Below are 18462 nucleotides of genomic sequence, written 5' to 3'. Positions count from 1 at the left end.
AGGGGTTTTTTGCGTTTGCGACACTTAAAATTCCCCCTATCCGAGATATAAACCAGCTGCAAAGTACAACAGAGAGGGGGATAACAGCGTAAATCCACCTCCCAGCCTGTTCTGGGCTGCGCAAAGTGCGTGGTTCTGCTGGAAAAACCGGCCCGTAAACGTGGCGAACCGTGCAAAAAACGGCCTTTATCGCCCATCACCTAGCCGCAATTGCCCGGCTTGTTGCAGATCTTCTGCCATATATCTGCATAAAAAAGCAGAAATCCTACCTCTATCAATAACATTCTGTAATATGTTTAGCCTGCGGCCATCTTTGTGCCGCCATTGAGACGTTCCCTCAATGTTTTACGCTGCTTAGCAGCAAGGAAAAGAGGTTTTACAATGACAATAAAGCAAGAAAACATCGCATCGCCGCAGAGCGGGCAAGACGTTAAACAGCGGATCTGGGCGATAGTAGGCGCATCATCAGGTAACCTGGTTGAGTGGTTCGATTTTTACGTTTACTCATTCTTCTCCCTCTATTTTGCTCATATCTTCTTCCCTAAAGGGGATACCACCACACAGTTACTGCAAACCGCTGGCATCTTTGCGGCAGGTTTCTTAATGCGCCCTGTGGGTGGCTGGCTATTTGGTTATATTGCCGACCGACATGGCCGTAAAAACTCGATGCTGATTTCAGTCTGTATGATGTGTCTGGGATCGCTGGTCATCGCGTTCTTACCCGGCTTCGATAGCATTGGTGTCGCAGCACCGGTTATTCTGCTGCTGGCTCGCATGTTCCAGGGGCTCTCTGTCGGTGGAGAGTACGGCACCAGCGCAACCTACATGAGTGAAGTGGCTTTGGAAGGGCGCAAAGGTTTCTACGCCTCATTCCAGTATGTCACGTTGATTGGGGGGCAACTTTTAGCGGTACTGACCGTGGTGATTTTGCAGAACCTGTTGAGCGATGCCGATCTTCGTCAGTGGGGATGGCGTATTCCCTTCGTGCTTGGGGCTGTGCTCGCCGTTGTGGCCGTCTGGCTACGTCGTTCCTTAAATGAAACCTCGGATAAAAACAGCCGTGAACACCGCGAAGCGGGTAGTATTGTTGGTTTACTACGTCATCACTGGCGTCCATTCCTGATGGTGCTGGGTTTCACCGCCGGTGGATCGCTGAGCTTTTACACCTTTACCACTTATATGCAGAAGTATCTGGTCAACACCGCCGGTATGGATGCCAAAACCGCCAGTAGTCTAATGACCGGTGCGCTGCTGGTATTCATGCTGTTGCAGCCGCTGATTGGCGCTCTGTCGGATAAAATTGGACGCCGTGGATCAATGTTGATCTTTGGTGCGGGCGCTGCAATTTGTACTGTGCCGATTCTGACGCTGCTGCAAAGTGCCGATAATCACTGGGTGGCCTTCTTACTGGTAATGCTGGCATTGGTGATCACCAGCTTCTACACCTCGATCAGTGGGATCCTGAAAGCTGAGATGTTCCCGCCTCAGGTCAGAGCATTGGGTGTGGGTCTTTCTTACGCGGTTGCTAATGCGATATTTGGCGGTTCGGCGGAATACGTCGCCCTGTTGCTGAAAAACGCGGGTATCGAAACCAGCTTCTTCTGGTATGTATCGGCGATGGGTGCAGTAGCCTTTTTCGTTTCGCTGTTACTGCATCGCAAAGGCAAGGGGTTACAGCTTTAATTCTGGCTCAGATTCCATAGCGCCATGCCGGTGGCTGCACCGGCAATATCCCAGCTAAAATCTTTCCAACTCCAGCCGCTGCCACTCGGGCGGCTGTCCCAGCCCTCTTTAGCGGCACCTAATGAAACCGAAAACATCAGTCCGTAAGTCGCGCTCTGGCGGGTATTGAGGTGCTGATGCTGTGCAAATTCACTGCCTGCTGCGGCAAGTGCGGCCGAGGCAATGAAATGTTCTGCTTTGTCTTTACCGGTCCAGCTATCATTTGCGGTATGGGCACAACCACTGCACAAACAGATACAGCCGAGTATCAGGATGCGCATGGTTATGCCCTCGCGGTCAAAGAATACGGCTGATAATGCGATCAACACGAATACGGCGCATACGACGAATCAGTTTACGCACTTTAGCCGGGTAGTCAGAAATGCTTTCCAGTTCACGGAAATGCTGCACAACACGGGTATGAGTGCGGATCAGTTCCAGTTCACGCGCACGCTGTTCTACAAGCTGTTTTTGCGGATCATGGATGAGTACTGCGTTTTCCAGATCCAGTCGCCATGCGCGCGGATTAAGGTTATTTCCGGTGATCAGCGTCCACTCATCATCTACCCAGATGCCTTTCAGGTGATAGCTGTTTTCCCCGTCTTTCCACAGACGCATAGTAAGCTGGCCGTTATCCATGTAGTACTGCAAACGGCTGAGAAAACGGCGCAGATTAATTTCATACAAATAGGGCAGGGCACCAATAACTTTAAACGGCTCTTCAGGCGGGATGTAGAAGTCATTGGCGGTTTTATCCCCCACAATGATCTCCACAGATTTTCCGCTGCGCAGTAAATGAATAATGCTACGCACTAACACCGCCGGCAGATTGAAGTAAGGGGTGCAGATCGTCAGCCTTTCCTCAGTACACGGGATGAGGTGGAAAATGGTTTTATTCAGCAGGCTACGTTTGCCAAGCCCTACCAGGGGCGTAACCGCCAGGCTCTCGTTATCGCCATCAGCCGCGAACTGATAATTGAAGCTGCGCAAATCCTGACGGAACTGGCGGGTTTCATTTTTGATTTCCAGGCTGGAAGGTCGACTTACCTGATCGAGGCGATTAACCGCTTCGGCTTTTTTCAGGTTTTCGTTGATCCAGTCGAACATGGTGTCCGCGAGTTTGGCGTTACGGATCAGTTGATAACGGTCGTAACGGTAGCGCTGGTGCTGATGCAGATAGACATCATTCAGACTCGCGCCACTGTAGAACAGCGTATCATCAATAATAAAGCCTTTCAGATGCAGTACGCCCAGCGCTTCACGGGTGTTCACCGGAATACCATAGACGGGAATTTCCAGCCTTGGGTGCTGCTGAGCCATCTCACAATACCAGTCAGCGTTGGTTGCCGTTCGGGCTGCACCAATACGCCCGCGCTGGGCACGATGCCAGTCTACGCAGACAGAGATGTCTAACTCTGGGCGTGCCTGTTTCGCCGCGTACAGGGCATTGAGCACACTGCGGCCAGCATCATCGTTCTCAAGATACAGTGCAACGATGCTGATACGCTGGGTTGCGGCAGCAATTTTTGCCAGCAGGGTGTCGCGAAACTCTGCTGGTGAGTAGAGTGTCGACACATCCGCAACGGATTGTGACAGTTTTGGCAGTTGCGCCAAGTGCTGTTGGTGTTTATTACGTCTAAATTTAGTCAACATCACAATGCGCTTCTTCTCTGTTCATTGCATGGCCTTTTGCCATCAAATTCATGACTATAACTTCAAATATTAACATCATCTCAGCCAGTAGGTGAGAATTTTACCTTTCTCTACAGGGGATTGCCGCGGTGGTTTGTAGCGGCAGATTCAGGCTGACAATCCCTTCATCAATTTGAATCCCAACGGAAAAGTTGAGTTTTCTCGCCAGCGCAATCATGCCGTTATTGTGCAACATAGTGATACCATTCAATTGTTGCAGGCCATGATCGTGCGTATAGCGAATCATCTTCTCCAGTAACCGTCTGCCCATGCCTAAACCTTTGAGATCCGACCGGACCAGCACGGAGAACTCCGCATCGATGTTATCAGCATCGGAGATCGCGCGGGTTACGCCAATGATCTGCGGCTGTCCCTGGAACTCACGTACGGCGACGATCGCCATTTCACGGTCATAATCGATTTGGGTCATATTGGCCAAATCTTCATGGGTGAATTCATTGATCTCACTAAAGTAGCGATAGTAGAGATCTTCTTTCGTGACCTGACCAATAAAGTCACGCAGCAGAGGTTCATCTTCCGGCAAAATGGGGCGGAACAGGCAGTGCTGACCATCTTTCAGCGTTACCCGCTCTTCGAGATGGTGCGGATAAGGGCGGATAGCAAGGCGAGCTTCATTGTCGCCACTAAACGGTGCCAGGGTCAGAGTCACATCCAGAAGGGTGAATTCGCGTCCGGCAGCCAGTAGCGGGTGAATGTCGAGGCGCTGAATTTCTGGCCGGTCGACCGCCAGCGTGGAAACCTGTACCAATAGCTGGCTGAGGGCGGCAATATCCAGCGGCATCAGCGCACTGCGGCTGCGAATTTTGCCGCTGTTAATCGCCTGCATCACCAGATAACGCGCCAGCGTCATGTTCAAAGGGAGTAGGGCAACAGCGGCCTGGCGCTCTGCTTCCCACTCAACGCCACCTTCCCCCAGTAAAATGACCGGGCCAAACAGCGGATCTTGCTGGACCACCACACGTAATTCTTGCGCACCCGCGCGGTTTGCCATGCTTTGTACCAGTAAGCCATCAATTTGCGCTTCCGGCTGTGCCAGGCGGACGCGATCGATAATCGCATCGGCAGCCTGGGTGACTTCAGCCGCATTGCGCAGATAGAGCATCACCCCCTGCACCTCCGATTTATGCATGATGTCAGGCGATCGCAGTTTCAGTGCCACGGGGAAGCCAATCTGTTCTGCAATTTCGGCCGCCTGCTGGCTATCACTGGCAATCCAGGTGGGCAGTGTGGCAAGGCCATAAGCCTGAAGTACGGGCTGGACTTCGTGCGTATCGAGCGTAGTGATACCGCGATCCAACGCTTGTTGGATCAGCTGATGTGCCTCACTGCTGTTTTGCGTCAGATGGAGGGGGAGTGCTGGCGTTTCACGCAGCAGATGCTGGTTACGACGATACTCCACCTGGTGCATAAAGGCGGTGACTGTCCCTTCCGGGGTTCGCCAGGTGGGGATCCCCGCCTGAGTAAAGGCGCGACGTGCTGGCAGAGAAGAGGACTCACCACACCAGTTGGTGAGTAACGTCACCTGCTTGCCTCGGGGATGGCGCTGGATAGCCTCGATCAGCTTCTCCGCGGTTTCACTGGCTGGTGCCACGGCGCTCGGCGCATGAATAATCATCAGCGCATCCAGATCGTGGCTGTTCAGCAGTATCTCAACGCAGGCAGCATAGCGTTCAGGCGTGGCGTCATCTTTCAAATCCAGTGGATTGCCCTGACCACACCCTTCTGGCAACAAAGCATTCAGACTGTTCAGGGTTTCGCTGTTTAACGTCGCGAGGCGACCATTACGGGCATGCAGTTCATCCAGCGCCAGCGCCGCAGGTGCGGCCCCGTTACTGATGATCATCAGACGTTCACCCCGCAGCGGGCGCATATGGCTCAACGACTCTACGGCAGAAAACAGCTCGTGGGTGTCCTGCACGCGCAGCATGCCGGCGCGTTGAATGGCGGCATCCCAGGCGGCATCCAGCCCTGGCGTGGTGCCAAGCAGCAGCTGTGAGGCGAGGCTACGCCCACTCTTAATCACCAATATGGGTTTATTACGTGAGGCACTGCGCGCCGCAGACACGAAGCGACGTGCATCATCAAGATGTTCAAGATAGAGCAGAATAGCGCTGGTTTTGCCGTCACGCGCGAGGAAATCCAGTAGCTCATCGACGGAGATATCCAGGCTATCCCCAAGGGCGATAAACCAGGAGAAGCCAAGGTTACGCTGCTGTGCCCAGTCGAGAATGGTATTGGAGACCGAGGCGGACTGCGAGATAAAAGCCAACCGGCCTTTAGCGATGGGCACCGGGGAAAAGCTGGCGTTCAGACCTTGCCATGGGGCAAGCAGGCCAAGACTGTTCGGGCCGAGCAGGCGGATTTGCCACTGGCTGGCAGTGGCTTTGAGTTCTTCAAGCTGGCTGGCTGGCGCGGAGAGAATAATGCAGGCTTTACAGCCTTTTTCACCTAACTGCTGCAACAGTTCCAGATTGCGCCGCGCATGGGTGCAAATAATGGCGAGATCGGGAGCAAAAGGCAGGCTGGCAATATCGGGCCAGGCCAGTACGCCATTTACGGCTTTATATTTGGGGGTTACCGGCATCACTGGCCCACTAAAGCCGCCAGCCAGCAGGTTACGCATCATGAAATAACCGGCTCTGCCCGTTTTTACTGAGGCACCAATCACCGCAATGGATTTTGGCCTTAGCAATGCTTCCAGACCGCGCTGACTCATCTTTCGCTCCGTCACCCTGAAATTAGCGAAAGTTTACCCGTTTTCGGGGTGATTTTCCTGCTGATGTATTGGGTGATGCGGTTTTCCAGCCAGATACGCATGGCGGAACTGTTCAAAGTGCTGATGTAGTGCGGCTGCCGCCTGCCGATCGCCTGCCTGAGCCAGTAGCTCTGCGGCCACTTCGGCAGTACAGTGCTGCCCCTCACCGTGGGCTTCACGCAGAGTGTAACGGGAAGGCGTGGTGACATTCAGCGACATCACCGGAAAACCGTCGAGCCACGGGCTTTTGCGGAACATTTTACGCGCTTCGGTCCAGGTCCCATCGAGCATAATAAACAGCAGTGGTTTGCCTTCATGCGGCGGAGAAAAGTGCACTGGCCGTCCGGCATCGGCATAGGAGGCCGGGAACACTACCACGGGCTGCCAGGCGGGATCGGCGACGGCGGCCAGCAACGCGGGATCGGGTTCGGTCCGCGACCAGCCAAACGCCAGAGTATCCGGCAGGATATCGGCAATTAAGCGTCCGGTATTGCTGGGTTTCATCGGTTCGGTGTCGAACATCACCAGACAAAAACGGTTACGAGCAGGCTGTGGCTGAATCGTCGCGCACAGGCAACTTTTTTGCGGTAACAGGCAACCCTGACAGCGAATAACGCGATTACCTCGGGCAAGGAATGGGCGAGTAGCGCGCGCAAGGCGTTGGGCACGCAGGCGCAAAACGGCATTTTCAGACATGAAACGGTGAAACCTGGCAATAAAAACGCCAGTGTAAACCAAAGCCTGATGAAAAGGAAAAGCCCGGTTTTAGCACTGGCGCAGGGGATTACAGTGACTCGTCAAGCCATTGGTTGAACGGTGCTTTCGGCATAGCCCCGCCTAGCGTGTCCACCAGTTTTCCCTGTTTGAACAACATGATGGTGGGAATGCTGCGAATACGGAAACGTTGGCTCAATGCGGGCTGGTCTTCGGTATTCACTTTAATGAATCGCACTTTCCCACTACGCTCTAAAGCAGTGTCCTGATAAATCGGGGCAAAGTTCACGCAAGGTCCACACCAGGGGGCCCAAAAATCGATCACCACGGGCAGGTCATCCTGCAGGTATTTATCCAGCGTCTCCGCTGTTGCATTCACCACTTCGCCGGTAAACAGCGTAGTGCCACAGCGTCCGCATTTTGCCCCATCGGCAACGCGCGCTTCCGGGACGCGATTGGTTGCCTGACAGGAGGCACATACCGTATTCATACACACCTCAAAAGATTGGTAGAGTTAACAGAAATACGACTCATTATGAAAGGGTTGCTGCAGAGTCTCAATCGGTAACGCCCGATAGGTTCAATAGTTGATAGCTAAGCGCCGGGACATCAGGTAATCTGCGCGCTCTCAATGCAGGAGGAACAGATGAACGACGAATTTAAAGGTAAAAGCGGTAAAGTCAGAGTGATGTACGTGCGCGAAGAGGAGGCACAGCGTCCTGGTGGCCAGAATCCGCGAACCGGTAAAGGTGGCCGCCCGGCAGAGCGTCAGGAAAAGCCGCGTCGTGCATCTGGCGATGACTCCCGCAAGCCACGTAATGGCGATGATTTCCGCAAATCACGCTCAGGTGATGATGCACGTAAGTCACGTAGCAGTGATGATTTCCGTGGTTCACGCGGTGATTCACCGTGGCGTACCGTGTCACGCGCCCCAAGCGACGAAGCGACCTCTGAAGTGCAGGAAGCGCCACGTCACATCGTTGATCCAGAACAGATTCGCCGCCAGCGTCAGGAAGAGACGCGCGTATACGGTGAAAATGCCTGTCAGGCACTGTTCCAGCATCGCCCGGAAAGCATTGTGCGCGCCTGGTTTGTACAGAGCGTCACGCCTCGCTTCCGTGAAGCGCTGCGCTGGATGGCGGCGAACCGCAAGGCTTATCACGTAGTGAATGATGATGAGCTGGCAAAAGCGTCAGGGACTGAACACCATGGCGGCGTGTGCTTCATTATTAAAAAACGTCTGGGTATGGCGGTCAGCGACTGGCTGGCGCAGGCAGACGAGAAAGATTGTGTGCTGGCACTGGAAGACGTGAGCAACCCGCACAACCTTGGCGGCATCATGCGTAGCTGCGCACACTTCGGTGTGAAAGGCCTGCTGGTCAACGATGCGTCGTTGCTGGAATCGGGTGCTGCGGTACGTACTGCCGAAGGCGGTGCTGAGCACGTTAAAGCCATCAGCGGTGAATCGTTTGCTGAAGGTCTGGAAGCGTTCCGTCGCGCGGGTTACACCATCGTAACCACTTCAAGTCACCAGGGGACACCGCTGGCGCAGGCACAGCTGCCGGCGAAAATGGTTCTGGTACTGGGTCAGGAGCGTGAAGGCCTGTCCGACTCTACTTTCCAGCAGGGTGATATGAGCCTGTCTATCGGTGGTACCGGGCGCGTTGAGAGCCTGAACGTATCGGTAGCAACCGGCGTACTGCTGGCCGAATGGTGGCGTCAAAACGCCTGAGTCCGGTAAGAAAATAAAAAGCCCGCCAGGTTTCCCCGGCGGGCTTTTTATTGCTATGACTAGTGAGCGCCTCCGCCCCCTCCGCCGCCCGCACCGGCACCAAACGGTGGTCGGGCGAACCAGACCAGCACCAATAATGCCAGGAACACCGCGGCTGAGATCCAGAAAATCTCATTGGCGGAGATAATCAGCCCCTGGTTGGTGATCTGCTGGGCGATATAAGCCGACGCCTGCTGCTGCGACATGCCCATCCCTTCCAGCTGTTGGTACATCTGCTGCGAGTTCGGGTTAAACGGATTTACCGCTTCAGCAAAATGACTGTGATGCAGTGACTCGCGATCGGTCCACAGCGTGGTCGAAATCGAGGTGCCAATTGAACCCGCCAGCGTACGCACAAAGTTCGACAGGCTGGAAGCCGCCGCCAGACGCTGTGGTGGTAAGCCGGAAAGGGTAATGGCCGTCAGTGGCATGAAGAAGCAAGCCACGGCAAAGCCCTGAATAAACTGCGGCCACGCTGAGGCACCAAAATCCATACCCGGCTCAAAGGTATACGCGCGCCAGTAGAAGCACACGGCATACATAATGAAGCTAAAAGTCACCAGGTGGCGCATATCCAGCTTATGCGAGAAGCGACCGATGATCGGCGACAGGATCACCGGAATGATCCCGACGGGTGCCGAAGCCAACCCGGCCCAGGTGGCGGTGTAGCCATATACCTCCTGCAACAGCTGCGGCAACAGGACTATCGAGCCGAAGTAGAGCATATAGGCCAGGCTGATGGAGAGGCAGCCGATGGTAAAGTTGCGCATTTTAAACAGCGACAAATCGACAATCGGGTGATCGTCCGTCAGTTCCCACACCAGCAGGAAGCAGAGTGACACCACCGACACTACCGTGAGAATGACGATCTCCGGCGAGCTGAACCAGTCGAGCTCTTTACCGCGGTCGAGCATCACCTGCAAACAGCCAATGCCCAACACCAGCAGAACCAGGCCTACCACATCAATGGGCTGCTGCTGGGTTTGCGTCTCTCTTCCGCGCAGCGTTTGCAGCGTCAGCATCACCACCACCGCACCAATCGGCACGTTGATAAAGAAGATCCAGCCCCAGTGATAGTTATCGCTGATCCAGCCCCCGAGAATCGGCCCACAGATGGGTGCGACAATTACCGTCATCGCCCACAGTGAAAGGGCGACGCTGCGTTTTGCCGGAGGATAGTTACTCAGTAACAAGCTTTGGGAGAGCGGGATTAATGGCCCGGCCACCACCCCCTGCAGAATACGGAAAAAGATCAGCATCGGCAGGCTGTCGGCCATCCCACAGGCCCACGAAGCAATGGCAAACAGAATCGTTGCCCAGGTGAAAAGCCTGACCTCACCAATGCGTTTTGCCAGCCAGCCGGTGATCGGAATGGAGATAGCATTCGCTACCCCAAACGAGGTGATCACCCAGGTGCCCTGAGAGTTCGAGGCACCGAGGTTACCGGCAATGGTGGGGATAGCCACGTTGGCGATGGTCGAGTCCAGCACCTGCATAAAGGTTGCCAGCGACAGGGCAATGGTCATTAAGACCAGCGGCATACCTTCAAGTGGTTTTTGTCCCATGACAGCCTCCGCGTTGTTACCCGGCATTGGCACGCACGATATCAGCGATCAGCTGATTTACCGGCGCTAAATCAATGGCCAGTGCGTTGCTCTGATAAGCCGGTTGCTGGCGGATGCTGGTCGCCAGTGCTGCGCCACCTTTCTCTGCGGTATCTACCGTGACCAGGGTCGAAAGACCAATACGCAGCGGGTGTTCGGCGACTTCTTTGGCATCCAGTTCAATACGCACCGGCAGACGCTGGACGACTTTGATCCAGTTACCAGTGGCGTTCTGTGCTGGCAACAGTGAGAAGGCGCTGCCGGTGCCCATATCAAGGCCAACCACTTTGCCGTGATAGACCACATCATCACCGTACAGATCGCTCACCACAGTGGCGCTCTGACCAATGCGGACATCCGCTAACTGGGTCTCTTTGAAGTTCGCATCAACCCACAAGCCGTTAGCAGGCACGACGGCCAGCAACGCGGTGCTCGGCGTGATTTGTGAACCGACCTGCACGCTACGACGTGACACATAGCCATCCGTCGAACTGCGGATATCGGTACGTTGCAGTGCCAGCCAGGCATCACGCAGTGCCGCAGCACTTTGCTGAACCGCAGGCTGATTTTCCAACGAGGTATTGAGGATCATTGCCTGGTTCGCGTTGTACTGCTGAACGGCAACGTCGTACTGGGCTTGTGCGGTGGCAACGGCATCACGGGCGTGTTGCAGTTCTTCACGGCCAATCAGATTGGCAGCACCCAGCGGTATGCGGCGTTTCAGGTCAGCTTCGGCCTGATCGAGTGCGGTTTTTTGCAGCGCAATGCTGGCTTGATACTGCTTGCCGTTGATCATTAACTGATGCGTTTGACGCACACTGGTAGCCAGCGCGGTTTGGGCTTTTTCAAAGGCTTGTTCGGCATCGGTTTTATCCAGCGACACCAGAATATCGCCTTGCTTAACCCGATCCGTATTATCGAACCAGACTTTGTTAACGCTGCCGGAGACCTGGGCCATGACCTGCACCTGGTTACCTGAAACGTAAGCATCGTCGGTATCCTGGTAGTGACGTAGTACAAGGAACCAGTAAATCAGATATCCGATACCAATCAGCACGAACACCAAGGCCAACACGACTAACGCCGTTTTGCGCGTCTTCTTTTTCTGTGTTGGCTCTTGGGCGCTCTGCGTTTCCGCTGCTGCACTCATGTTCTTCTCCACGTTTTCCGCTGAGACAGGGTGCACCGATCCTTCAGTGTACGTCCTGAATCGAAAAGCCAGCGTCACAGGACGCTGGCGATAAAAGGGGAGTTAAAATAGCGGTTTCGGAAGGTGATTGTGTCGCACTTCTTGCTATTAGCGCGACAGGTTAGAGATAACCTGATCTTCGTCCATTTTATCCAGACGATTAAGTAATTTACGGGTCAGACCTTCCAGCAGCGCTTGCTCATCACCAGAGAGAGAAGACCACAGATATTGCAGGCTTTGATGCTGCGGTGGCAGTAGCTGGCGCAGGAACTCGTTGCCTTTTTCTGTCAGATGCAAATGCAGGCAGCGACGGTCATTGTCACTTTCACGGCGTTCGATCCAGCCGCGTTTCTCTAATTCATCGGCGATGCGGGTCGCATTGGTACGCGAAGAACCCAGGGCTGCGCTCAGCTCGGAAGGCTGAATGCTCTGGTTTTCCTGCGCATCAAGGGTGATCAGCGCCATGAATAAAGTTTCGTTAATTCCCTGTGCTTTTAACATCTTATTGCGGTTATCCAGCAATTTTCCCTGCATATGCATGCAGAGGCGCGTCAACAAGATTTCCTGCAATGGAAATTCTTTATGACGGCTGGCGCGAATATTCAGCATATGCTCAATGGGAGTAAACGAACTTTCCATTAAAAAAACCTCATTAGTTGCAACTTATATAGTAACGATAATGACATGTTCAGCGTAGCCATTTTCACGCTGCGCGATTGTTGCTGCGATCACATTGCCATCATCAGGCGCAGCTGGCAGGAAATTGTCCTGCTTCAGTCACGCACCCTGTTCGCTGTGGCGGCTAAGCCCCTCAGCATCCTGCCTTAAACCAACGTATAACCATTTTTCCTGCTAAATTGTTTCCAGGGAAAAAATAACGTTAGTGAATAAGTACCCTGCTAACCATATCAAACTCAAACCGGGATGAACAGCCGCATCTCACGGCTGTCATGCATCTTTACGCTTTCCCAACACTTTCGAAGCGGTGACCGCGCCACCAGATAATGATGTTGAGCAGCGTCATCAGCACGCCAGCGGCACACACGCCGTACCAGCCTGCCAGATGGAATGCATTAGCGGAGATCAGTGAACCCACAGCACCACCAATAAAGTAGCTGGTCATGTAGCCGGCATTAAGGCGATTACGTGCTTCCGGCATCAGGCCATAGATCACACTCTGGTTAGTGATGTGAACGCCTTGCACGGCGAGATCCAACAGCAGCACGCCAATAATCAGTGCCACCAGTGAATGCGCGCCCAGCGCAATCGCACCCCATGAAATCAGCATCACGGCCAGCCCGCCGCTGGTGGTGAGTTTGGCTTTGCCCTTGTCAGCAAGGCTACCTGCCTGGCGAGCGGCCAGTGCGCCTGCGGCTCCCACCAATCCAACCAGACCGATTTCTGCTTCGTTATAGTTATACGGTGGGGCAGAGAGCAGAAAGGCCAATGACGTCCAGAACACGCTGAAGTTGGCAAAAGAGAGACAACCAGTGAAGGCGCGAGTCTGTAGCACCCGCTTGCTGGCGTACAGGCGGAAAATCGTGCCAAGCAGCTGGAAATAGTTCAGGGAAACCGATTGCTTCGGCACGCGAGGTAAAAAGCGCCACAGGGCCAGAGCCATCAGCACCATTAATACACTGGCCGTCCAGTAAACGGCACGCCAGCCGCCCAGCTGTGCCAGGCCACCAGCAGCAGTCCGCGCCAGCAAAATGCCTAACAGCAGCCCGCTCATCACTGTACCCACCACTTTTCCGCGCTTCTCTGGCGCAGCCAGCGTCGCGGCCAGCGGCACCAGAATTTGTGCCACCACGGAGAACAGGCCGGTAATCACGGTACCGATGAGCATCATTGACAGAGAGTTTGAGGTGGCGGTAATCACCATTCCGCCAGCGGCGAGCAGGGTCATGCTGACGATCAACCCGCGTCGGTCAAGCATATCCCCCAGCGGAACCAGCAGGAGCAGACCAAGGGCATACCCTAACTGGGCAGTGGTAACGATGAAACCCGCAAGACTAAAAGAGAGGCCAAAATAGTGGGCGATGGTGCTAAGGAGTGGCTGTACATAATAGTTACTGGCAACGGAAAGTCCGGTCGCCAGTGACATCAGCAATACCAGCGCTGGATTCAGGCCATGTCTTGTTGCTTTCATAGGAAATAGTGAATGCGAATAATCATGATGCGGGAATAGTAACTCAAAAAACTATTTCCCGGTTGATTTAATTAACAGGACAAACCAGTGAACAGATGTGTTGGCAGGGGATGGCGGGCATCACGGACGCAATAGCGTCCGTGATTAATTTCACTCAATTATGATTTGGCAGCGGCTTCAGCGTCTTGAATCCACTGATCAAATTGCGCCTGGTGCGCTTTGATCCAGCCATCAACGTGAGCATTGATCGCCGCTTCGGAATTCTGACCATTACGCATTGCAGCATTTTCCGCATTGATATCCGTCAGAGGCAGTTTCATCTCGGCGAACAGTTTTGCGGCGGCCGGGTTTTTCTCAGCCCAGGCTTTATTTGCCACGATGCGCATTACGTTGACCGGGAAGCCATAGTTGGCACCGTTTGGCAGTTTGGTATCGACCTTAGACTGTGCGCCCGGCAGAGAAGAGAAGGGCACTTGCAGCCAGACAACATCGCGGCCTGGTTTTAACACATCGCTTAACCAGTAAGGTGTCCAGGTATAGTACAACACCGGCTTACCCTGTTTGTAACGCGCCAGGACATCGGCAATCATCGCTGAGTAGTTACCCATGTTAGCCTCAACGGTGTTGCTCAAACCGTAGGCCTGGACCTGGTGGCTAATCACCGTTTCACAGCCCCAGCCAGGGGTACAGCCGGTAAGGTCCGCTTTACCATCGCCATTGCTGTCGAACAGTTTGGCAATTTTAGGATCTTTTAACTGGTCAATATTGGTGATGTGGTATTTTTCCGCCGTTTTCTTATCAATCAGATAACCCTGTGCGGCACCGGTCACGTAGACCCCCTCGCGATATAACTTCTGATCGCCACCGGCGGCGCTGTACATGTCGTCATGCAGCGGCTGCCAGTTCACGGCGGTAAAAGTTGCATCGCCAGAGGCAATAGAGGTGTAGCCAACGTTGTAATCCACTTCGTCTGGCTTGTTCACGGTATAACCCAGTTTCTCCAGCGCACGGCTGACGATCAGAGTCTGAAAAGTTTCTTCTGCGATGGTGCTCATCACCGGCTGCACGGTGATGCCTTTGCCAGGGAGATCGGCGGCAAAGCTGTGGGAGGCCGTAAAGGTGGCGAGAGTGGCGACAATCAGAGCTGTCTTGCGCATAGTCGTTCCTTATTGTTGTGTAAGAGGAGGGGGGCGGCACCGCAGTGCCGCCGTCGATCAGTTTTTACGCAAAGGGCGTAAGATCAGTCCCAGTGGACCGGTGTGATACCAGCGGCAATTGCCACGGCTGCGCTTATCGCGTCCGATGGATTGCGTTAATCGATCGAGGATAATCGCGAGAATAACGATGCCGACACCGCCCACGGTAGCCAGACCCATATCCAGGCGGCCGATACCGCGCAATACCATCTGACCCAGGCCGCCAACGGCGATCATCGAGGCGATAACCACCATCGACAGCGCCAGCATCAGCGTCTGGTTTATCCCGGCCATAATGGTCGGCATCGCCAACGGCAGCTGGACTTTAAACAGCATCTGACGCGGACTGGCACCAAAGGACTCGCTGGCCTCGATCAGATCGGCAGGCACTTGTTTAATCCCCAGAATGGTCAGGCGGACAATCGGCGGCAGTGCAAAGATGATGGTCACGACCACGCCTGGCACGTTACCGATGCCAAACAGCATGACAATCGGCACCAGATAGACAAACGCAGGGGTGGTTTGCATCGCATCCAACAGTGGCCGGATGATACGGGCAGCACGCTCGCTGCGCGCCAGCCAGATGCCCAGCGGCAGGCCGATCACCACGCAGAACAGCAGAGCCGTCAGCACCAGCGCCAGCGTCACCATTGCCTGCGACCAGGCACCAATCGCGCCAATCAACACCAGGGAGACCAGCGTGGCGATACCCATGGCCGGGCTGGCCATTTGCCACGCGATCAGGGCGAACAGCACAATCGCCACTGGAGAGGGCAGGCTGGTCAGCGCATGCTGGAACGCACTCAGGATCACATCGACCGGCGTACGGATTGCCTGGAACAGCGGACGGAAGTGGTTAACCACCCAATCGATGCCATGGGTAACCCAGTGGTCGAGTGGGATCCAGGTTTTGTGGAACGGGTCCATGATATTAAAGTGTTCAGCCTGCGGGGCTGGCGCACTGTTGAGCCAGCTGTCAGCGCTGTTGCTGGCGGCATCGCCGGTTGGCGATCCCCATGCGTCGCTGCTACTGGCGGCCTGCGTCGTGGCATGGCTGGTGGTTGCCTGTGAGGCGTCTGGTGCGGCACCCCACGGATCGCTGCTTGTGGATGGCGTAGTGCTGCTGGCATCTGGCGTCGTCGTATCGCCCCACGGATTGCTGGTTTGTTCGGTCATTGTTCTGCCCCCTCACGGTCTAGCGCACGCAACAACGTGCTTTTTGAAATCACCCCAATGTACTGATTCTCTTCGCCAATCACGGGCACGGCATAAGGTGCCTGCGCAACGTGGGACAGGAGTTCATTGAGCGAGGTTTCAGCAGGAACCACTGCGGGTGACTCCAGGAGGGCGCTATCCAGTCCTTCGCCAGCCGCCAGTGCGGCTTTGAGGGAGTCAGTTGACACTACACCCACAAACTTTTGCTTCTCCAGTACGTAGCCATACTCCCGGTCTTCGTCCTGCAACAGCTTGATGGCAGAGCGTGGGCCGAAACCTGCGGCTTTGCGGATCAGCGCAGTGGCACTGCGGCGGGCAATATCTTTCGCACTGAACACATGGCTGATATCAACGCCACGGAAGAAGGTGCGCACGTAGTCATTGGCTGGATTATTGAGGATCTCATCAGGCGTACCGACCTGAACCACTTCGCCACCCTGCATGATGGCGATGCGATCGCCAATACGCATGGCTTCATCGAGATCGTGGGAAATAAATACGATGGTGCGCTGATGACGGGACTGTAATTTCACCAGCTCATCTTGCATCTCGGTACGGATAAGGGGATCGAGCGCAGAGAAGGCTTCATCCATCAATAATATATCGGGATTAATCGCCAGCGCGCGGGCTAATCCAACACGCTGACGCATGCCGCCAGAAAGTTCATCGGGATAAGCATGAGCATATTTTTCCAGCCCGACCTGGCGCAGTGCGTCCAGCGCTTTTTCCTGACGCGTTTCCAGTGCGACGCCCGATAATTCCATGCCAAAGGCTGCGTTATTTAATACGTTCATATGCGGCATGAGCGCAAAGGACTGGAATACCATACTGATTTTATTTCGACGCACTTCACGCAGTTCGCTGTCAGATATTTTGGCAATATCGACACCGTCAATCAGTACCTGGCCCCGGGTGGGCTCTATCAGACGATTGAGAAGGCGAACCATGGTTGATTTCCCTGAACCGGAAAGCCCCATGATGACGAAGATCTCGCCTTCTTCAATGGCCAGACTGGCATTGTTGACGCCGAGGGAAAGTCCGGTTTTCTCCAGAATTTTCTCTTTGCCTTCGCCACGTTCAATATATTTAAAAGCGCGATCGGGGTTGTCCCCGAATATTTTATACAGGTTTTTTACTTCGAGTTTAATTGCCATGCAGTGATGAATTCCTGGTTAAACTAAATTAGTGGCTGTTTCTTATGTGTAGTCCGGTTAAATTTGAGCTGACATTACCGTAGCAGACTGAGATTATTTGACAACCCTTGTTGCGGATAATTAGGCACGGTGATGAAAGGCTTGACAGCGATATAGCCAGTGCTCACAAGGGATGCGGCGGAATCAGGCGCGGGGAAATAAAAATGAATTTTTTTGTAATCTGAGGCGAATTTCACCCTGAAAAGGGCAAAAGAGAAAGCGATGTAAAGCAAAACGGGCCACTGAGGGCCCGTTGAAATGTGTCAGAAATCCCAGTCTTCGTCTTCAGTTTCAACCGCTTTCCCCATTACGTACGAGGAACCGGAGCCTGAGAAGAAATCGTGGTTCTCATCAGCATTTGGTGACAGTGAGGCTAAAATTGCAGGATTCACCGCCGTCATTTCACCCGGGAACAGCGCATCGTAACCGAGGTTCATTAAGGCTTTGTTGGCATTGTAGTGCAGGAAGGTTTTTACCTCGTCTGCCCAGCCCACATCCGCATACAGCGCGTCGGTGTACTCCAGCTCGTTCTCGTACAGCGCCAGCAGCAGCTCAACAGCAAACTGTTGCAGCTCTTCTTTACGCTCATCACTCTCTTTTTCCAGCGCGAGCTGGTACTTGTAGCCAATGTAGTAGCCGTGAACCGCTTCATCGCGAATGATCAGGCGAATCAGGTCGGCGGTGTTGGTCAACTTACCACGGCTTGACCAGTACATCGGTAACCAGAAACCAGAGTAGAACAGGAACGATTCCAGGAACACGCTGGCGATCTTCTTCTTCAGCGGGTCATCAGCCTGATAGTGCTCCAGCACAATGCGCGCTTTGTTTTGCAGCGGGCCATTCTCTTCGCTCCACTGGTATGCAGTGTCAACGTCGCTGGTGTTACACAGCGTTGAGAAGATGGAGCTGTAAGAGCGTGCGTGCACCGCTTCCATAAAGCTGATGTTCGACAGCACCGCTTCTTCATGTGGTGTCTGTGCATCGGGCATCAGGCCCGGCGCACCAATCACGTTCTGGATGGTATCCAGCAGGGTCAGACCGGTAAACACCCGGATCGTCAGCTGCTGTTGCTGTTTATCCAGCGACTGCCACGCGGGCAGATCGTTGGACAACGGCACCTTTTCCGGTAGCCAGAAGTTGGTGGTCAGACGGTTCCACACTTCAAGATCTTTATCGTCCTGAATTCGGTTCCAGTTAATTGCCTGAATACGTGAGAGTGAAGTCATAGTTGTCTTTTAACA

16 protein-coding genes are annotated in these 18462 nt (G+C 54.1%); 3 read left to right on the top strand and 13 right to left on the bottom strand.

Annotated features, from left to right (window positions below):
• The first annotated feature begins 381 nt into the window (after nucleotides 1–381).
• Entirely contained in the window at nucleotides 382–1683 is a 1302-nt protein-coding gene (locus B880_RS0123800; RefSeq protein ID WP_017349968.1) for an MFS family transporter, read from the top strand.
• Here the strand turns inward: B880_RS0123800 and B880_RS0123795 are convergent.
• The 5 genes from B880_RS0123795 to trxC form a co-directional block, all read right to left on the bottom strand.
• Nucleotides 1680–2003, bottom strand: coding sequence for a YfiM family lipoprotein (locus tag B880_RS0123795; protein ID WP_017349967.1), 324 nt, complete (start codon nucleotides 2001–2003; stop codon nucleotides 1680–1682). The genes B880_RS0123800 and B880_RS0123795 overlap by 4 nt on opposite strands.
• Nucleotides 2004–2019: 16 nt before the next feature.
• Entirely contained in the window at nucleotides 2020–3375 is a 1356-nt protein-coding gene (gene pssA, locus B880_RS0123790) for a CDP-diacylglycerol--serine O-phosphatidyltransferase (protein WP_017349966.1), read from the bottom strand.
• 100 nt (nucleotides 3376–3475) lie between these two features.
• A complete protein-coding gene (locus B880_RS0123785) occupies nucleotides 3476–6151 on the bottom strand; it encodes a bifunctional acetate--CoA ligase family protein/GNAT family N-acetyltransferase (RefSeq protein WP_017349965.1) in 2676 nt (891 codons plus the stop codon).
• Between the two features lie 33 nt (nucleotides 6152–6184).
• On the bottom strand, nucleotides 6185–6886 hold the full coding sequence (locus tag B880_RS0123780) for a tRNA-uridine aminocarboxypropyltransferase (RefSeq protein WP_017349964.1): 702 nt from the start codon (nucleotides 6884–6886) through the stop codon (nucleotides 6185–6187).
• 88 nt (nucleotides 6887–6974) lie between these two features.
• Nucleotides 6975–7394 carry a thioredoxin TrxC gene (gene trxC / locus B880_RS0123775; RefSeq protein ID WP_017349963.1) on the bottom strand — a complete coding sequence of 140 codons (420 nt, stop codon included), beginning with the start codon at nucleotides 7392–7394 and terminating at the stop codon, nucleotides 6975–6977.
• Nucleotides 7395–7550: 156 nt separating this feature from the next.
• On the opposite strand from trxC, the gene B880_RS0123770 reads away from it, so the two are divergent.
• Complete coding sequence (locus tag B880_RS0123770) at nucleotides 7551–8636, top strand: tRNA/rRNA methyltransferase (RefSeq protein WP_017349962.1); 1086 nt, start codon at nucleotides 7551–7553, stop codon at nucleotides 8634–8636.
• A 59-nt stretch (nucleotides 8637–8695) separates the two neighbouring features.
• On the opposite strand, the gene emrB is transcribed toward B880_RS0123770, so the two are convergent.
• From emrB to mprA, 3 genes are all read right to left on the bottom strand, one after another.
• Nucleotides 8696–10267 carry a multidrug efflux MFS transporter permease subunit EmrB gene (emrB, locus tag B880_RS0123765; RefSeq protein ID WP_272947545.1) on the bottom strand — a complete coding sequence of 524 codons (1572 nt, stop codon included), beginning with the start codon at nucleotides 10265–10267 and terminating at the stop codon, nucleotides 8696–8698.
• Nucleotides 10257–11429 (bottom strand): multidrug efflux MFS transporter periplasmic adaptor subunit EmrA, encoded by a 1173-nt coding sequence (gene emrA / locus B880_RS0123760; protein ID WP_017349960.1) that lies wholly within the window; start codon nucleotides 11427–11429, stop codon nucleotides 10257–10259. Before emrA ends, emrB begins: the two co-directional genes overlap by 11 nt.
• Nucleotides 11430–11576: 147 nt before the next feature.
• Nucleotides 11577–12107 (bottom strand): transcriptional repressor MprA, encoded by a 531-nt coding sequence (gene mprA / locus B880_RS0123755; protein WP_017349959.1) that lies wholly within the window; start codon nucleotides 12105–12107, stop codon nucleotides 11577–11579.
• Nucleotides 12108–12152: 45 nt separating this feature from the next.
• On the opposite strand from mprA, the gene B880_RS26830 reads away from it, so the two are divergent.
• Complete coding sequence (locus B880_RS26830; RefSeq protein WP_017349958.1) at nucleotides 12153–12296, top strand: hypothetical protein; 144 nt, start codon at nucleotides 12153–12155, stop codon at nucleotides 12294–12296.
• 130 nt (nucleotides 12297–12426) lie between these two features.
• Here B880_RS26830 and B880_RS0123745 read toward each other — a convergent pair whose 3' ends face one another.
• The 5 genes from B880_RS0123745 to nrdF form a co-directional block, all read right to left on the bottom strand.
• On the bottom strand, nucleotides 12427–13617 hold the full coding sequence (locus B880_RS0123745) for an MFS transporter (RefSeq protein ID WP_026042878.1): 1191 nt from the start codon (nucleotides 13615–13617) through the stop codon (nucleotides 12427–12429).
• Between the two features lie 158 nt (nucleotides 13618–13775).
• Nucleotides 13776–14774 carry a glycine betaine/L-proline ABC transporter substrate-binding protein ProX gene (gene proX, locus B880_RS0123740; protein WP_017349956.1) on the bottom strand — a complete coding sequence of 333 codons (999 nt, stop codon included), beginning with the start codon at nucleotides 14772–14774 and terminating at the stop codon, nucleotides 13776–13778.
• Nucleotides 14775–14831: 57 nt separating this feature from the next.
• Nucleotides 14832–15989 (bottom strand): glycine betaine/L-proline ABC transporter permease ProW, encoded by a 1158-nt coding sequence (proW, locus tag B880_RS0123735; RefSeq protein ID WP_017349955.1) that lies wholly within the window; start codon nucleotides 15987–15989, stop codon nucleotides 14832–14834.
• A complete protein-coding gene (gene proV, locus B880_RS0123730) occupies nucleotides 15986–17182 on the bottom strand; it encodes a glycine betaine/L-proline ABC transporter ATP-binding protein ProV (RefSeq protein ID WP_017349954.1) in 1197 nt (398 codons plus the stop codon). The genes proW and proV overlap by 4 nt, the downstream gene beginning before the upstream one ends.
• Nucleotides 17183–17484: 302 nt before the next feature.
• Nucleotides 17485–18447, bottom strand: coding sequence for a class 1b ribonucleoside-diphosphate reductase subunit beta (gene nrdF, locus B880_RS0123725; RefSeq protein ID WP_017349953.1), 963 nt, complete (start codon nucleotides 18445–18447; stop codon nucleotides 17485–17487).
• Nucleotides 18448–18462 lie beyond the last annotated feature (15 nt).

It is taken from the genome of Pantoea sp. A4 (genome assembly GCF_000295955.2).
Taxonomy (GTDB): Bacteria; Pseudomonadota; Gammaproteobacteria; order Enterobacterales; family Enterobacteriaceae; genus Pantoea; species Pantoea multigeneris.
Note: the sequence above shows the minus strand (reverse complement) of the source record. Positions and strands in the feature narration are given on the sequence as shown.

Bases quoted from the DNA above. Each gene is read 5' to 3' on its own strand.
- B880_RS0123745 (WP_026042878.1), bottom strand. From the start codon at position 13,617: ATGAAAGCAACAAGACATGGCCTGAATCCAGCGCTGGTATTGCTGATG.
- trxC (WP_017349963.1), bottom strand. From the start codon at position 7,394: ATGAATACGGTATGTGCCTCCTGTCAGGCAACCAATCGCGTCCCGGAA.
- pssA (WP_017349966.1), bottom strand. From the start codon at position 3,375: ATGTTGACTAAATTTAGACGTAATAAACACCAACAGCACTTGGCGCAA.
- proW (WP_017349955.1), bottom strand. From the start codon at position 15,989: ATGACCGAACAAACCAGCAATCCGTGGGGCGATACGACGACGCCAGAT.
- mprA (WP_017349959.1), bottom strand. From the start codon at position 12,107: ATGGAAAGTTCGTTTACTCCCATTGAGCATATGCTGAATATTCGCGCC.
- proV (WP_017349954.1), bottom strand. From the start codon at position 17,182: ATGGCAATTAAACTCGAAGTAAAAAACCTGTATAAAATATTCGGGGAC.
- B880_RS0123800 (WP_017349968.1), top strand. From the start codon at position 382: ATGACAATAAAGCAAGAAAACATCGCATCGCCGCAGAGCGGGCAAGAC.
- B880_RS0123785 (WP_017349965.1), bottom strand. From the start codon at position 6,151: ATGAGTCAGCGCGGTCTGGAAGCATTGCTAAGGCCAAAATCCATTGCG.
- B880_RS0123780 (WP_017349964.1), bottom strand. From the start codon at position 6,886: ATGTCTGAAAATGCCGTTTTGCGCCTGCGTGCCCAACGCCTTGCGCGC.
- nrdF (WP_017349953.1), bottom strand. From the start codon at position 18,447: ATGACTTCACTCTCACGTATTCAGGCAATTAACTGGAACCGAATTCAG.
- emrA (WP_017349960.1), bottom strand. From the start codon at position 11,429: ATGAGTGCAGCAGCGGAAACGCAGAGCGCCCAAGAGCCAACACAGAAA.
- B880_RS26830 (WP_017349958.1), top strand. From the start codon at position 12,153: ATGTTCAGCGTAGCCATTTTCACGCTGCGCGATTGTTGCTGCGATCAC.
- B880_RS0123795 (WP_017349967.1), bottom strand. From the start codon at position 2,003: ATGCGCATCCTGATACTCGGCTGTATCTGTTTGTGCAGTGGTTGTGCC.
- emrB (WP_272947545.1), bottom strand. From the start codon at position 10,267: ATGCCGGGTAACAACGCGGAGGCTGTCATGGGACAAAAACCACTTGAA.
- B880_RS0123770 (WP_017349962.1), top strand. From the start codon at position 7,551: ATGAACGACGAATTTAAAGGTAAAAGCGGTAAAGTCAGAGTGATGTAC.
- proX (WP_017349956.1), bottom strand. From the start codon at position 14,774: ATGCGCAAGACAGCTCTGATTGTCGCCACTCTCGCCACCTTTACGGCC.